The sequence below is a fragment of the Streptomyces sp. NPDC034037 genome (genome assembly GCF_055575715.1).
Map to the genome: position 1 here is coordinate 230,980 of NZ_JBVISC010000002.1, position 14,344 is coordinate 245,323.

A 14,344-nucleotide genomic window follows, 5' to 3' on the forward strand; every position below is an offset into this window, starting at 1 on the left:
GCCACTGCCGCCCTCAGCGCGCGGGAGGGCGGAGGCTCGGTCAGCGGACCACCCGCCATGTCAGTGAGTCGGTCAGCAGGCGGCGCAGGGCCGGGTCGCGGACCGCGTCGGTGTGGTCGGTGGCGCGGACCGAGAGCGTGTGCTCGCGGCCGTCCGCCGGGACGCCCAGGGCGCGGGGGCTGACCGTGCTGTCGCCCCTGGCGTACCGCACCTCGCGGCCGTCGACGGACCAGCGCGGCCGGATGCCCTCCGCGACCCGCACGGACACCTTCGCGTCGCGCCGGACCACGCGGTCCGTCGGGGTGAGGGCGGTGACGACGGACGCGTGCCGGTGGAAGCCGGCGATCATCGCCTCGCGGCCGGGGAGGTTGAACTCGCGGCCGAGCGTACGCATGATCGAGTTGGTGGTGGGGCGGTAGAGGCCGCGCGGATAGTAGCCGCCGCCCTCGTACGCGCCGACCGTGCCGCCGTCCGGGGAGGTCCGGCCGATCCAGCGGTACCACTTCTTCTTCTGCGCGGTCAGCTGCGCCGCCTTCAGTTTGCTGATGTTCGACTCCCACGGCTCGGCGCCGGTGTAGGTGCCGTACTCGTCGTACCAGTACTCGTCGGCCAGCTTGCCCAGGGAGTGCCCGGTCTCGTGGACGACGACCTGGTCGGACTGGGCGTTGTCGGAGGAGGCCGTCGCGATGCCGTCGTAGCCCGACGGGGAGGTGATGTCGTTGTAGCCCGCCCCGCCGTACTTGGTGGAGTTGGCGAGGACGATCACCAGATCGGGGTCGGCGGCCTTCTTCGCGTACGCCTCGACCTTGGCGGTGTCGACGCACAGCAGGCGCTCGATGCCGTCGCAGAAGAACGCCGAGCCGAGCGCGGTGTCCTTCACGGTGCCGCTCGTCGGGTCGCCGGAGACGCCGGACTGCCGGGAGACCGCGTCGACCGCCCAGACGTTGAACAGGCCCTTGTACGAGGCGTACGGCTCGACGGCGGAGACCTTCGCCCACTTGGCGCGCACGTCGGCGTGGAAGTCGGCCTGCTGGGTGGCGGTGTAGCCGTCGCCGATGAAGACGACGTCCAGCTTGGCGGCGGTCGGCCCGGCCTGGACGATCGGCACGACGTCGCCGTCGGCCTGGATCGTGGCGCGCTCCCTCGCGGTGAGCGGGGCGGGCGCCGGAATCCCGGTGTGCCGGGGGTGGGCGCCGGGGCCGGTGAAGTACTCGACGCGCTGGGCGCGCCGGTCCTGCGGGTCCGGGTCCGCCGCGGCGGGTCCGGCCGGGGCGGTGGCGGCGAGCGCCGCGGTCAGGGCGGTGCCGGTGGCGAGGGCGGCGCGCAGCGTCGCGCGTCTGGCACGACCGGATATTCGGTGCGTGGGGGGCATGGGCGTCCTTCCGAAGTCCGCGATATAAATGGCGGGTTAAGCGGGGTTAAGGCGCGGCTCAACGTAGAGGTTCCTGAGGTTCCAGGCAATGGGTGTGCGTGAAGATGCGACAAGTTGCCTGTGCGGTAAGGGCGTTCGGGGCGCCCTCCGGTCCGGATGCGGGGAGAAGGTCAGTGGTGGCGCAGAACAGTTCCGGTGGCGTACGGCCCGACGACCCGGCCGAGATCGGGCGGCGCGTCCTGCGTCTGCGCGGCGAACGCGGCCTCACCCAGCGGCAGTTGGCGGAACCCGCCTACACCCCCGCGTACGTCTCCACCCTGGAGGCGGGCAAGGTGCGGCCCTCCGAGGCCGCGCTGCGGCACCTCGCGGAGCGCCTCGGCGTGAGTCACGAGGAGCTGGCCACGGGCCGCCCCGCCCACCTCGCCGCCGGACTGCGGCTGCGGCTGACCGACGCGCGGCGCGCCCTGGCCACCGGCGCTCCCGAGGACGCGGCCACGCTCTTCCGGGAGCTCCACGAGGAGGCGGTCGGGCACGCGCTCGGCGAGGAGCAGGCCGCCGCGCTGCTCGGGCTCGGCGACTGCCTGCTGGAGTCGGGCGAACTGACGGACGCCCGCGACTGTTTCGCCTCCGCCGAACGGCTCCTCGCGGACCAGCCGCTGCCCCGCCGGGTCCCCGCCATCCGGGGGCGCGCCACCGCCCATCTGCTGACCGGCGAGCTGCGGTACGCCTGTTACCTCCTGGAGAGCACCCTCGACGAGCTCGACGCGGCGGGGTTGCACGATCCGGAGGCGCTGCTGCTCCTGTACACCGCGTCCATCGCCCCCTACATGGACATGGGGGCGCACGCCAGGGCCGCGCAGGCCGCCGAACTGGCGCTCGCGCTCGCCCCGCGCGTGAGCGACCCGGCGCTGGTCGCGGGCATGCATCGCGGGGTCGCCCGTACGCTCATCGCGGAGGGCCGCATCGCCGAGGCCGACGCGTCGCTCGCCAAGGCCCAGGAGCTCTACCGCCAGCTGCACATCCGCACCGAACTCGCCCACTGCCACTGGATGCGCGGGTACGTCCACGCCCAGGACGGCGACCTGGAGCACGCCGAGAGCGAGCTGCGCACGGCCCGGGCCATCCTCGCCTCCAAGCGGGCCGCGCTCTTCACCGAGCAGGTGGAGGTGGAACTGGCGGACGTGCTGCGGCGGCTCGGCAGGACCGCCGAGGCGGAGGCGCTGCTACGGCCCCTGCTGGCCTCCGGTGCCGAAACGGGCGGGACGGCGGAGACGGGCAAGGCGGCGGAGACGGATCGGGCGGGCGGAACGGACCGGGCGGACGCCGCGGGTGCGGTGGGGCGGCCGGGCAGGGCGCCGGGGGCGCTCGGGGCCGGGCGGGGTGCGGTGCACGCGGGCGGCGCGCACCGGCTGCTCGGTCTCATCGCCGAGGAACGGGGGGACACGGAGGACGCGGAGGAGCACTACTGCGCGGCGCTCTCCCTGCTCGAACGTTCGAGCGCGGCGGGGGATCTGGCGGACCTCTGCCGGCTCCTCGGGGATCTGTTGCGGCGTACCGGGCGGGTGGAGGCGGCCATGGACGCGTACCGCACGGGGCTCGGGCACCGGGCCGCGCCGGGCACCACCACGCTGGGGCCTGCGCCCGCCACTCCCCCGATGTCCCCGGCGTGGGGTGCGTACGGCTGACCCCTGCCCGCACCCCTCGTCCCCCTCGTCGCTGCATCGAAGGATGTAGCCGCATCTCCTCCGCGGCTACGACTTCCTTGATCGCGAGGGCGCCGACGATAAAGGGGACGCCCCCCTGGCGCGACGGGGGGGCGAGGCGGTTGTTCAGCGAGGAGAGATCCATGGCAGGCCTTCGTCCCGTTCCCTTCACTCCCCCGCGCACCTCGGCGCCGGCCCACGCTCTGGGCGGCGGGCTCGTCATGGGCGCGGCGCTGGGTGTCGGCACCGAGCTGGGCCCGGTGGCGGCCGACGCCCTCGGGGTGAGCGGCTTCCCGGCGAGGCTGTTGCCGGCCGTGCTGGTCAGCGCGGTGGCCGTGCCACTCGTGGTGCTCGCGGTCCACCGCCGGGGCGGTTCGCTCAGGTGCCTCGGGTTCGGCGGGGCGGGCGAGAACCTGCGGGGACTGCTCACGGGGGCCGGGGTGGTCGTGGGGTCGGCGGCGCTCGTGCTGGGCGCGGGGACGGCCGCCGGGATGCTGCGGTGGTCGCGCCCCGACCTGTGGACGCTCGCCGGGTATGTGGTGGCGAACGGTGTCGTCGCCCTGCTTCTGGAGGCGCTGCCCGAGGAGACGACGCTGCGCGGTTATACGTGGACCGCGCTGCGGAGGCGGTTCGGCGGTCTGGGCGCGGCGCTGGGCACGACGGCCGTGTTCCTGGTCGTGCCCGGCTTCTCCACGGTCGTGGGGGCGGTGACCGCGCGCCTCGTCGGCCGCGAGGCCGGGCCGGTCGGGGCGGCGCCGGGCGGGCAGGACCCGGTCGGCTATCTGATCCTGCTGACGGTGTTCGGCCTGATGCTCGTCGCCGCCCGCTCAGCGGTGCGGCGCGCCCCGCTGAGTGTGTGCGTCGGCGCCCATCTGGCGTTCCTGACCGTCAACCGGGTCGTGTACGAGGGCCGAGGCCGAGGGGCGGGCTGGTACGCGGACCGCCTCTCCTCGGCAGCGGAACTCCTGGTCCTGGCCTATCTGTTGGTGGCCATGGCGGTGTTCCTGGCCCGGCGACGGGTGGTCCGGCGGCGCGAGCGCGGTCGCGGGCAGGGCGTCCCGGCAGGCCGTCGGGTCCCGCTCCGGTCCCGCTGATGCAGGCCGGCGTTCGTGAAAAGCTGGCGTTCGTGAAGGCCAATCCTCGTGAAAGGCCGCGTTCCTGAAGGCCGGCGCGGGAGCCGGGTCACGGGGCCGGAGCCGACGGAACGGCCCTCAGGCCGTGTTCTCCTTGATGCGCCGCACGGCCGCCAGAGCGCGGTCCGCGTGAGCGCTCATCCGCAGTTCGCTGCGGACCACCTCGGCGACGGTGCGGTCCGGAGCGATGACGAACGTCACGCGCTTGGTGGGCGCGAGGGAGAAACCGCGGGTCACGCCGAACCGGTCGCGCACCGCGCCCTCGGGATCCGAGAGCAGAGGAAAGCCGAGGGTGTGCCGCTTGCTGAACTCCCGCTGGCGTTCGACCCCGTCGGCGCTCACCCCCACCGGCCGCGCGCCGGCCGCGGCGAACTCCGCGGCCAGGTCCCGGAAGTGGCAGGCCTCGGCCGTGCAGCCGGGGGTGAGGGCGGCCGGGTAGAAGAACAGGACGACGGGGCCGTCCGCCAGCAGTTCGCAGAGCCGGCGTGGGGTGCCGGTCTCGTCCGGCAGCGTGAAGTCCGGGGCGGTGTCACCGACCGCCAAGCGGGCCGTCATGCCCGGCTTCCGTGCGACGTACGGATCATCGGCGACACGATGCCTCCTCGAGTGGCGGGAGCGAAACCCTACTCGACGGTGGGCGAGGGCTGTCACAGGGCCCCGCCCCGGTCTCGGCAAACCGCCTCCCACCAGCCTTGATCTCCGGGAAAGCCCTCGTGCGATGCTGGGGCACACGCCCACGGACACCGAGAGAGCGACGGGGAGCACGGCATCGCGATGGCAGTGGCACGAAAGACAGCGAAGGGCGTCTGGGACCGGTTCTCGGCGTCCGACCCAGGACTCCTGCGGCTGATGGCGGGGTTGCGCACGGTCGGGGCGATTCTGCTCGCCCTCGCCGTGCTGGCGCTCCTCGGCACCCCGGTGCCGCATCTCGTCGCGGGCGCGATGACGGCGATGGTCGCCACGTTCGCGATCCAGGAGAAGGAGGTGCGCGGCCAGGCGATCACGCTGCTCCTCGGCCTGCCCGTGGCGCTCGCGGCGATATCCCTGGGAGCGCTCCTCAACTCCCGGGTGATCGCCGGTGACCTCTTCTTCGTGGCGCTGATCTTCGCGGCGGTGTACTCGCGCCGGTTCGGGGACCGGGGCACCGCGCTCGGGCTGATCGGCTTCCAGGTCTACTTCGTGTCGCTCTTCGTGAACGCGTCCGTGCCGGCCCTGCCGGAGCTGTACCTGACGCTGACGGTCGCGTTCGCCTGCAGCGCCGTCGCCCGGTTCGCGCTGGTGCCGGAGAGCCCCGAACGCACCCTGGCGCGGCTGCGCGAGGCCTTCCGGGCCCGCCTCGCGCAGCTCATAGCCCACCAGATCGACCTCCTCGACGCCGACACCGAGGACGTGGACAAGGTCCTGGTCGACCTGCGGCGCAGCACCGCCCGGCTGCACGAGGCCGCGCTCATGATCCAGGGCCGCCTCGAAGAGGGCACCAGCGACGCCTCGGCGGCGGCCCTGCTCCAGCGCAGGGTCGCCGACGCCGAGATCGCCGCGGAGCGCCTCGGCGTCCTGCTGTTGAACGCCCGCAGCGCCGAGCGCGTGGACACGCTCACGCTGCATCTGCCGAACGCGTCCGCGGCCATGCCGCCCCGTTCGCGGCTCGCCCAGGACGCGGGCACGGCGCTGCGCAGGGACCTGCGGGCCCTGCATCTGCTCGTGGTGCGCCTGGTCCCCGACGACCGGGGAACGGCGCTGCCGTACGTGCGCAACCGGCTGCTCGGCTACCGCGAGGAGCAGGGCCTGCCCCAGGGTTCACCGGCGATCCAGGACTGTTTCCGCGCGGTCGGTGAGACGGCGCGCGCCATCGTGGGCCTGCGGCTCGCGGTGGACGGGGCGCGGGACGAGGAGTACGACACGCCCGAAGCCGCGCGCTCGCGCGAGGAGTTCGAGGCGGAGGAGATCTCCATCTCCGGTGAGGCGGCGGAGGCGGAGGCGGCCGAGGAGCAGCCGCGCGGGTTGCGGCGTCCCACGACGAGGGCGGCCGTGCAGGTGTCGGTGGGTTCGGCGCTGGCCATCGTCGGCGGCGAGTTCCTGTCCGCGCAGCGCTGGTACTGGGCGGTCCTGACGTGCTGGGTCGTCTTCCTCAACACCGCGTCGACCGGCGAGATCCTCGTCAAGGGCTACCGGCGTCTGCTCGGTACGGTGCTCGGCGTGGTGGCCGGGGTGGCGCTGGCCGGGGCCGTCGGCGACCACACGTGGATCGCGTTCGCGCTGGTGCTCCTCTGCGTGTTCGGGATGTTCTTCACCGCGCCCCTGTCCTACGCCCTGATGTCGTTCTTCGTCACGGCGATGCTGGGCCTGCTCTACACGTTGCTCAACACCTACAGCCTCGATGTCCTCGTGCTGCGCGTCGAGGAGACCGCGCTGGGCGCGGCGTGCGGCATCATCGCCGCGGTGCTGGTGCTGCCGGTGCGTACGTCGCACCGTACCGACGAGGAACTGGGCACCGTCCTCGCGCGCCTGCGCGATGTGGTCGCGGCGGCGGTCGCGCAGCTCAGCGGCGGCCCCGCGATCGATCTCGTGGACTTGGCGCGGGACCTGGACACGGCGCTGGACGCCCTGCGCAGCTCCACGAAGCCGTTGACCCATCCGATCGCCCCGCTGCGGGCGCGGCGGCGCAACGCCCGCTATGTGGTGGCGCTCCTGGAGACCTGCGCCTATCACGCGCGGTCGCTGGCGGCGACGGCGGAGCTGGTGCCCGCGAGCAAGAGCGTGGCGGCCGACGCGCGGCTGGCGCTCGCGGGGCGGCGCATCACCCACAACATCGAGCTGATCGCCGCGCATGTTCGCGACGAGGAGAGCGACGGGGAGATCGAGTCGGGTGCCAGCATCGCCTCGATGCTGGACAGTGGCCGCCACGACGTGCTGCGCACGGGCTCGGTGGCGTTCCGTGTGCTGCGCCATCTGCAGCGCCTGGACGAGGGGATCGTGGGCCTGGCGCGCCCGCTGGGCGTCCCGCTGCCGATCCGCGAGGAGAAGCCGGCCGGCGCACGCGGCGCCGCGAAACGCTGAGGTCGCCTCCTGGCGCGAGGCCGCCCCGCCGCGTACGGGAGGGCCGCCGGGCCCCTCCCTATGCTGGGCCCCTGCCCGTCGCGTCCCCGGACAGGAAGGTGGCTGCCGATGCCCGTGCCCGGTCTCCTCGCGGTCTTCGCCCATCCCGACGACGAGTCACTGATGGCGGGCGGCGTGCTCGCCCGGCACGCGGCGGCGGGGGCCCGGACCACCGTGGTGACCGCGACCTGGGCCGCGGGCACCCGGCGTGCGGCCGAGCTGGCCGAGGCGGTGCGGCTCCTCGGCGCCGACGGGCCGCGGCTGCTCGGGTACGCCGACGGGCGCGTGCCGGAATCGGCCCCCGGCCGGGCACGGTGGTGTGACGCGCCGATCGACGAGACGGTGCGGGAGCTGGTGGCGCATATCCGGGACGTGCGGCCGGAGATCGTGGTGACCCACGACGCCTACGGCGGGCTGAGCGGTCACCCCGACCACGTGCACACCCATCGGGTGACGATGCTCGCCGCACAGGCGGCCAGGCTCGAACAGTTCTGCCCGGAGGCCGGCGCGCCCTGGCAGCCGAGCGCCCTGTATCTGGCCACGCACCCACACGCGGCGGTGGCGGAGTTCGCGGATGTGATCGGCTCGCGGCGGGCGGTGTTCAGTGTGCCGGACGCGTGGATCGGGGCCGCCGTCGACGTTGGGCCGTGGCTGGAGCGGAAGGTCGCGGCCGTGCTGGCCCACCGCAGCGAGGTGGAGCGGGGCGCCCTGCCCGCGCTGATCGCCGGCCTCGCCCCGGACACCCGCGCGCGGCTGCTGTCCACCGAGTGGTACATCCGGCACGAACTCGCCCCGGTGGCCGGCAGGCAGACGGAACTGACCGCCGACCCCGTCAAGAAAGGCTGACGGGACGTCGGCGGGCGTGTCCGTGCGGGGCGCCGAGTGGCCTCGGCGGCCCGCACGGGGGTGGTCACCAGATCCGTACGCGCTCCGCCGGGTCCAGCCACAGGCCGTCGCCCTCGACCGTGCTGAACGCCTCGTGGAACTCGTCGAGGTTGCGGACGATGTTGGCGCGGAACTCCGGCGGCGAGTGCGGGTCGATCGTGAGGTACTGCTGCTCCTGCTCCTTGCGGCGCTTGGCGCGCCAGCAGTACGCCCAGTTCTTGAACAGCCGCTGCGAACCGGTGCCCTCCTCGCTCTCGGGCATCGGCGCACCGTCGAGCGCGATCAGGTAGGCGGTGTGCCCGATGGTCAGGCCGCCGAGGTCGCCGATGTTCTCGCCGACCGTCAGGGCGCCGTTGACGAACTCGCCGGGGAGGTTGCGCGGCGAGAACGCGTCGTACTGCTTGATCAGGGCCTTCGACTTGGCCTCGAACGCGGTCTTGTCGGCGGGGGTCCACCAGTCGTTGAGGTTGCCCGCGCCGTCGTACTGCGCGCCCTGGTCGTCGAAGCCGTGGCCGATCTCATGGCCGATGACGGCACCGATGCCGCCGTAGTTCTCCGCCGGGTCGGCGTCGGGCGAGAAGAACGGCTTCTGCAGGATGCCCGCGGGGAAGCAGATCTCGTTGGTGCCCGGGTTGTAGTACGCGTTGACCGTCTGCGGCAGCATGAACCACTCGTCGCGGTCGACCGGCTTGCCGATCTTGGCCAGCTCCCGGTCCGACTCGAACGCGGCCGCCGCCTGCGCGTTGCCGAGCAGGTCGTCGGCGCTGACCCGGAGCGCGGAGTAGTCGCGGAAGGTGTCCGGGTAGCCGATCTTGGGACGGAAGGTGGCGAGCTTCTCGTACGCCCGGGCCTTCGTCTCGTCGGTCATCCAGTCCAGGCGGGCGATGGACTGGCGGTAGGCCTCAAGGAGGTTGGCGACGAGGTCGTCCATCATCGCCTTGGACGACGGCGGGAAGTGCCGTGCGACGTACTCCTTGCCGACGGCCTCGCCCATGGCGTTCTCCACGAGGGCGACGGCGCGCTTCCAGCGGGCGCGCAGCTCGGGGGTGCCGTTGAGGGTGCGACCGTAGAACTCGAAGTTGTTGCGCACGAACGCATCGGTGAGGTACGGCGCGCAGGCGCGCAGCACGCGCGTCAGCGCCCAGTCCCGCCACTGCTCGATCGGCACCTCGGCGAGGACCGTGGAGAGGTGGGAGAGGTAGGAGGGCTGGCGGACGCAGGTCTCGGCGATGGTGGCGTCGGAGCCGCCGAGGCCCGCGACATAGCCGCGCCAGTCGAACTCCGGGGCCAGTGCGAGCAGTTCGTCCAGCGAGGTGAGGTTGTAGGTCTTGAGCACGTCACGCGTCGCGGCGCGCTCCCAGTGGCCGGCGGCGAGCCGCGTCTCCACCGCGAGGACGGTCTTGGCGGCGGCCTCGGGGGCGGTGTGCTCGCCCAGCGTGAGGAGTTCGGTGAGGTGCGCCACGTACTTCTCGCGGATCTCGGCGAACTTGTCGTCGCGGTAGTACGACTCGTCGGGCAGGCCGAGGCCGCCCTGGAGGATGTTGAAGAGGTACCGGTCGGAGTCGCGGTCGTCCGAGTCGATGTACGAACCGAAGAGTCCGGAGCCGCCGATGCGCTCGAAGCGGCCGAGGAACGCCGCGAGGTCACGGATGTCCCGCAGGCCGGCGACCTCCTCGATCAGCGGACGCGCCGGGTCCAGGCCGCGGGCGGCGATGTTCTCCTCGTCCATGAAGGAGGCGTACAGCGCGGCGATCTTGCGGGCCTCGTCGGCGGAGGCGCCCTCCCCGTCCGGGGACTGCGCCAGGTCCTGGATGATCTCCTTCACCTGCTGTTCGGCCGTGTCGGCCAGCTGCACGAAGGGGCCCCAGCTGGAGCGGTCCTCGGGGATCTTCTCGGTGTCCAGCCACCGGCCGTTGACGTGTCCAAAGAGGTCGTCCTGCGGGCGGATCTCGGGGTTCATGCCCGGGCGGGCGTCATCCAGAATGCTCATCCACGCACCCTATGCGAGTGACCGGGCCGGGACGAAGGAGTTGCCTCGCCGGCAGGCGCGGCCGGCTCCTCCCACCCGCCGACTCGCGCGCAAACCGGCCCAATAGGAGCGATAAAGTAGCGCGTCAACCTTCTGCCCCCGTCCCACCAGGAGAGCTTCTGTGACCGTAGCCATCGACGCCCCGTCCGAGGAAGCCGCCGCCGGGGCGGCCGCCGCGCCCGCCGACCCGGCGGCGCGCCTGGTGGCCGAGGACGCCCGTGCCTTCGGTGCGTACGCCCGCACCGGCGGCTGGGCCTTCGGCCTGAAGGTCGCCCGCAGCGTGCGGCCCGGCGGGCAGGGCGCGGGCGAGACGCCGAAGGTCTCGGCCAAGGAGTTCGCGGAACTGGCCGGCTGCTCGGCCGACCGCGTCATGCGCTACTACAAGGCGTGGGACAAGGCGGCCGACGACGGACTGGTGCCGCATTTCGAGGCGCTCGCCCCCGGCCTGGACGTGGAGCTGCCCGACGCCGACGTCTGGCTGTCGTACTACGCCTCCCGCTCCAGCGCCCTGACCCCGCGCGGCACCGCGATCACGCAGGCCGCCGAGGCCGAGGGCATCCGTCCCACCAAGGCGCTGGAGGTCGCGGAGAACCCGACCGCGCTGCGCGCCGCGATCCTCGCCGATCCCGGCACCGCCGAGGCGGCCAGGAAGGCGCTCATGGACCGCCTGGAGGAGGACCCGGCGCTCCGCGGCGAGCTGGTCCGCGACATCGTCCGCACCGACGACCTGAAGAAGGCCGTGGCCGCCGAGGCCAAGGCGGGCGACCGCGTCGACTACGTCCGGCAGATCGTCGAGAAGGGCCAGGTCAAGACGCCGGCGGGCCAGATGATCGAGGCCCCCGCCGAGCTGCGGGAGGAGGCCGAGCGGCATCTGTCGCTCATCGACGAGCTGGACGACGGCGAGGATTCGGGCGAGTGGGCGCGCGAAGCGTACGACACGGTGCGCGACATCGTCGCGCAGACCGTCCAGAGCAACCCGGAGCTGCGCGTGCAGGAGCGGCGCGCGAAGTTCTACAGCAGCCTGCAGAAGGCGACGAAGGTGTTCGAGGAGCTGACGTTCGACGACGTCGAGGACACCGAGGACATCCGTGAGATCTACGAGGACGACATGGTGCGCCGCCTCGAGGACCTCCAGCAGGCGATCGGCACCTGCATCACGGCCCTGCGGTCGGTGACGGGCCGGGAGGCGGACGTCAGCGCGTCGCGAGCGTGATGCGGATCCCGACCGTGCCCTTCACGCCGCGCCGGAGCCTGCTGCCGAGCAGGGTGAGGGAGCCGATCACCCCGTACTTGCGGGCGATGAGGCGGCGGTAGCGGGCGGTCACCTCGGGCGGGCAGATCTCGGCGGTCGCCGGTACCTGCCCGCCCGTCGGGTGGCCCCGCACATCGCACGGTCCGACCAGGACGTCGGGGCGGCGACGGATGCGCTTCACCTTCCAGGAGTCGGCGGCCGTCCAGATGCCGAGCGCGTCCCCGTCGGGCACCACCCAGACGGGACTCGGCACGAGGGTGCCGTCCTTGCGATAGCTGCTGACCAGCACGTATTTCCCGGCGCTGAGCCGGTCCGGCGAAGTGTCGTCCATGCCGGGAAGTGTAGGGCGGTACGGAGGTCCCGGGACGGCGTCGAGGGAACCGCGCAAGGTCATCTGCCCCTTACGGTAGGTGCATGGAACCGCCCAGGGTGAGCGAGAGGCCGTGCCGGGCATGCCCCCTCGGGAGCGGCCGATGAGCGGGAGACCGGCGCCGGGGGCCGCGGGCAAGCGGCTGCGCCCGGTCGATCTGGCGCGGACGGCGGGCGTCTCCACCCAGCAGATCCGCAACTACGCCGACGCCGGCATCCTGCCGCCCGCGCCCCGCTCCCCCGCCGGGTACCGCGGGTTCGACGAGGGGCACCGGCAGGCCCTGCTCACCTACCGGGCGCTGCTGCGCGGACACGGTCCGGGGGCCGCCCAGGCCGTCATGCGGGCGGTGCACGCCGGGGACGTGCCGCGGGCGCTCGCGCTCGTCGACGCCGGGCACGCCGCCCTGCACGAGCAGCGGCGCTCGCTCCGCACGACCGGGGAGGCCTTGCGGGCGCTCGCCGAGCAGGGGCCCGACGCCCCCGCCCTGCCGCGCTCCCGGCTGCGCATCGGGGAGTTGGCCGCCCATCTGGGCGTGCGGGCCTCGGCGTTGCGGGTGTGGGAGTCGGCCGGGCTGCTCACGCCGGCCCGCGATCCGGGCACGGGCTACCGCTCGTACGCGCCCGCCGAGGTGCGCGACGCCCGCGTGATCCACATGCTGCGGCAGAGCCACTACCTCCTGCCGCAGATCCGCCCGGTCCTCGACGATCTGCGGCGCGGCGGCAGCGTCACGGCGCTCCGTTCCGCCCTGGCCCAGCGCGAGGCGGCGCTGGACCAGCGGACGCGGGCGATGCTGGAGGGCGCGGGCCACTTGCACCACTACCTCGCGTCCATGGCCCCCGGCCCGGGGGAAGCGGCGGCGCAGGGCCCGGACGGAGCGGGGGCGGACCCCGGGAGCGGTGCCCGGCAGGGGTCGCCGTAGGGCCGGGGCCTACCAGGTGCTCTCGAAGTACTTCACGCGCTCGTCCGCTCCGACGCACCGCATGCCCGCCGAGGCCATGACGCGCTGCGAGGCGATGTTGTCGAGGTCCGCGTCCCCCTTCACGCAGGTGATCCCTTCCGCCCGCGCCAGCCGCAAAAGCTCGCGCAGGGCCTCGACGGCGTACCCCTTGCCGCGGGCGGCGGGGATCAGGCCGTAGCCGATCGTGACGGTGCCCTCGGCGTCCGGCGGCCGGTTGAAGCCGAGGCTGCCGATCGCCCGGCCGCCGTCGCGCTCCCGTATCTCGTAGTCGCCGAAGGGCTGCGGGTCGCCGGTCCGCGCGCAGTGGCCGAGGAAGTCGCCGGCCGATTCCACGTCCCCGTCGGTGGGGTAGCCGGGCCCCCAGCGCTCCCCGTCGGCGGGGGTGCGCGCCACCAGACGGCGTGCTTCCTCGGCGCTCATCGGGTGCAGGACGAGCCGGTCCGTCTCAAGATCTTTCATGCCAGGGGAACTATCACGCCCGGGGAACCGGCCGCATCTGGTTTGTCCCCGGGTCACCGCTCGGGGAGCGCCTCTTCGAGCGCCTCGGCGAGCATGGTGCACAGCCGGGTGTGTTCGCGTGCGCTGGGCGGCAGTTCGGGGTTCCAGGGCAGGACGCGGACGCGCGAGCCCAGGGCGTCGCCCAGGTCGCTCGCGTTGGAGCGTACGTCGCTGAGCACGAGGTCCGGCTCCAGCGCGGCCGCCTCGGCCCAGCCGGTGGTGGACCAGTTGGCCCCCTCGCCGGACGCCGGGTCCACCAGGCCGACGCCGAGTCCGGCGAGGGCGGCGAGGTCGGGCCAGGCGTAGGGCCGCGCCAGGTGGACGGAGTCGGGTCCGGCCGGGGAGAGGGCGAGCACACGCGGCCGTACGAGGTCGGCCGCCGCCCGGCGCAACCGCTGCTCGGCGGCGGCGAGTTCGGCGTCCGTCTCGGGCCGCGCGGGGGCGCCGAGGCCGCGGGCGAGGGCCGTGAGGCGGTCCCTGATCCCGGCGAGGCTGCGCCCCCGTCCGACGTCGAGCACGACGAGGGGGACGCGCTCCTCCAGGTGTTTGGCGGTCTCCGGTTCGATGCCGTAGACCTGTCCGCCGCCGTAGGTGAGCGCGACGACCAGGTCCGGCCCGGCGGTGAGGAGCGCGTCGAGGTCGAGCGCCCGGCCCGCCCCGAAGTAGGGGAGCTCGGCGAGGGGGAGGCCGCCCGCCTTCGCCGGATCGGGCGCGTCGGGGTCGTCGTGCGCGGAGCCGAAGAGGCCGGCGGGGCGGATGCCGTGATCGTGCAGGGCGGCGGCCGTCGGCACGTAGGCGACCACGCGGGCGGGGCGGTGCGGGGTCCTGATCAGGTGGCCCCGGTCGTCGGTGAACTCCCAGTCCTGGACAGCGTCTTGTGCCATGGTCCTCGACTCCTCCCGCTCCGGTGCCGTCGCTCGGGCCCGCTCCCGCCGCGGCCGTCCGGTGCTACCTGCCCGGGCGCGCCCCGGCGTACACGGAGGCGGCCGCGGTGGCGTCGGTGGGTACAGGCGGGCGGTTCTGCGGGGTCGCCGCCCGAAATGGGGGT

General features: G+C 73.6%; 12 protein-coding genes. 6 read left to right on the top strand and 6 right to left on the bottom strand.

The annotated features are described in order from the left end of the window. Nucleotides 1-40 precede the first annotated feature (40 nt). A complete protein-coding gene (locus tag ACZ516_RS06800) occupies nt 41-1,372 on the bottom strand; it encodes a M64 family metallopeptidase (RefSeq protein ID WP_469008895.1) in 1,332 nt (443 codons plus the stop codon). A 176-nt stretch (nt 1,373-1,548) separates the two neighbouring features. Between ACZ516_RS06800 and ACZ516_RS06805 the strand changes: the two genes are divergently transcribed. Together ACZ516_RS06805 and ACZ516_RS06810 are read left to right on the top strand one after the other, a co-directional pair. After that, nucleotides 1,549-3,057, top strand: coding sequence for a helix-turn-helix domain-containing protein (locus ACZ516_RS06805; protein WP_469008896.1), 1,509 nt, complete (start codon nt 1,549-1,551; stop codon nt 3,055-3,057). Nucleotides 3,058-3,218: 161 nt separating this feature from the next. After that, nucleotides 3,219-4,169, top strand: a complete 951-nt coding sequence (locus ACZ516_RS06810; RefSeq protein WP_469008897.1) for a CPBP family glutamic-type intramembrane protease — start codon at nt 3,219-3,221, stop codon at nt 4,167-4,169. 117 nt (nt 4,170-4,286) lie between these two features. On the opposite strand, the gene ACZ516_RS06815 is transcribed toward ACZ516_RS06810, so the two are convergent. Continuing rightward, nucleotides 4,287-4,763, bottom strand: coding sequence for a peroxiredoxin (locus tag ACZ516_RS06815; RefSeq protein ID WP_469008900.1), 477 nt, complete (start codon nt 4,761-4,763; stop codon nt 4,287-4,289). A 219-nt stretch (nt 4,764-4,982) separates the two neighbouring features. On the opposite strand from ACZ516_RS06815, the gene ACZ516_RS06820 reads away from it, so the two are divergent. Beyond that, nucleotides 4,983-7,265 (top strand): FUSC family protein, encoded by a 2,283-nt coding sequence (locus ACZ516_RS06820; protein ID WP_358578444.1) that lies wholly within the window; start codon nt 4,983-4,985, stop codon nt 7,263-7,265. Nucleotides 7,266-7,373: 108 nt separating this feature from the next. Further along, nucleotides 7,374-8,150 carry a PIG-L deacetylase family protein gene (locus ACZ516_RS06825; protein ID WP_469008902.1) on the top strand — a complete coding sequence of 259 codons (777 nt, stop codon included), beginning with the start codon at nt 7,374-7,376 and terminating at the stop codon, nt 8,148-8,150. A gap of 64 nt (nt 8,151-8,214) precedes the next feature. Here the strand turns inward: ACZ516_RS06825 and ACZ516_RS06830 are convergent, their stop codons facing one another. Next, nucleotides 8,215-10,179, bottom strand: a complete 1,965-nt coding sequence (locus ACZ516_RS06830; protein WP_469008905.1) for a M13 family metallopeptidase — start codon at nt 10,177-10,179, stop codon at nt 8,215-8,217. A 160-nt stretch (nt 10,180-10,339) separates the two neighbouring features. On the opposite strand from ACZ516_RS06830, the gene ACZ516_RS06835 reads away from it, so the two are divergent. Beyond that, a complete protein-coding gene (locus ACZ516_RS06835) occupies nt 10,340-11,431 on the top strand; it encodes a hypothetical protein (RefSeq protein ID WP_358699561.1) in 1,092 nt (363 codons plus the stop codon). On the opposite strand, the gene ACZ516_RS06840 is transcribed toward ACZ516_RS06835, so the two are convergent. Continuing rightward, nucleotides 11,412-11,801: a PPOX class F420-dependent oxidoreductase gene (locus tag ACZ516_RS06840; RefSeq protein WP_361083150.1), complete on the bottom strand. Its 390-nt coding sequence runs from the start codon at nt 11,799-11,801 to the stop codon at nt 11,412-11,414. The genes ACZ516_RS06835 and ACZ516_RS06840 overlap by 20 nt on opposite strands. A gap of 142 nt (nt 11,802-11,943) precedes the next feature. Here ACZ516_RS06840 and ACZ516_RS06845 point away from each other — a divergent pair, with 142 nt between their 5' ends. Further along, nucleotides 11,944-12,759 carry a MerR family transcriptional regulator gene (locus tag ACZ516_RS06845; RefSeq protein WP_361083152.1) on the top strand — a complete coding sequence of 272 codons (816 nt, stop codon included), beginning with the start codon at nt 11,944-11,946 and terminating at the stop codon, nt 12,757-12,759. A gap of 9 nt (nt 12,760-12,768) precedes the next feature. On the opposite strand, the gene ACZ516_RS06850 is transcribed toward ACZ516_RS06845, so the two are convergent. Together ACZ516_RS06850 and ACZ516_RS06855 are read right to left on the bottom strand one after the other, a co-directional pair. Then, nucleotides 12,769-13,257: a GNAT family N-acetyltransferase gene (locus ACZ516_RS06850; RefSeq protein ID WP_469008908.1), complete on the bottom strand. Its 489-nt coding sequence runs from the start codon at nt 13,255-13,257 to the stop codon at nt 12,769-12,771. Nucleotides 13,258-13,310: 53 nt separating this feature from the next. Further along, nucleotides 13,311-14,180 carry a substrate-binding domain-containing protein gene (locus ACZ516_RS06855; RefSeq protein ID WP_469008909.1) on the bottom strand — a complete coding sequence of 290 codons (870 nt, stop codon included), beginning with the start codon at nt 14,178-14,180 and terminating at the stop codon, nt 13,311-13,313. Nucleotides 14,181-14,344 lie beyond the last annotated feature (164 nt).

What these genes read in the sequence shown, in the direction of transcription:
- ACZ516_RS06800 (WP_469008895.1), bottom strand. Translation starts at nt 1,372, where the DNA reads ATGCCCCCCACGCACCGAATATCCGGTCGTGCCAGACGCGCGACGCTG.
- ACZ516_RS06810 (WP_469008897.1), top strand. Translation starts at nt 3,219, where the DNA reads ATGGCAGGCCTTCGTCCCGTTCCCTTCACTCCCCCGCGCACCTCGGCG.
- ACZ516_RS06815 (WP_469008900.1), bottom strand. Translation starts at nt 4,763, where the DNA reads ATGACGGCCCGCTTGGCGGTCGGTGACACCGCCCCGGACTTCACGCTG.
- ACZ516_RS06820 (WP_358578444.1), top strand. Translation starts at nt 4,983, where the DNA reads ATGGCAGTGGCACGAAAGACAGCGAAGGGCGTCTGGGACCGGTTCTCG.
- ACZ516_RS06825 (WP_469008902.1), top strand. Translation starts at nt 7,374, where the DNA reads ATGCCCGTGCCCGGTCTCCTCGCGGTCTTCGCCCATCCCGACGACGAG.
- ACZ516_RS06830 (WP_469008905.1), bottom strand. Translation starts at nt 10,179, where the DNA reads ATGAGCATTCTGGATGACGCCCGCCCGGGCATGAACCCCGAGATCCGC.
- ACZ516_RS06840 (WP_361083150.1), bottom strand. Translation starts at nt 11,801, where the DNA reads ATGGACGACACTTCGCCGGACCGGCTCAGCGCCGGGAAATACGTGCTG.
- ACZ516_RS06845 (WP_361083152.1), top strand. Translation starts at nt 11,944, where the DNA reads ATGAGCGGGAGACCGGCGCCGGGGGCCGCGGGCAAGCGGCTGCGCCCG.
- ACZ516_RS06850 (WP_469008908.1), bottom strand. Translation starts at nt 13,257, where the DNA reads ATGAAAGATCTTGAGACGGACCGGCTCGTCCTGCACCCGATGAGCGCC.
- ACZ516_RS06855 (WP_469008909.1), bottom strand. Translation starts at nt 14,180, where the DNA reads ATGGCACAAGACGCTGTCCAGGACTGGGAGTTCACCGACGACCGGGGC.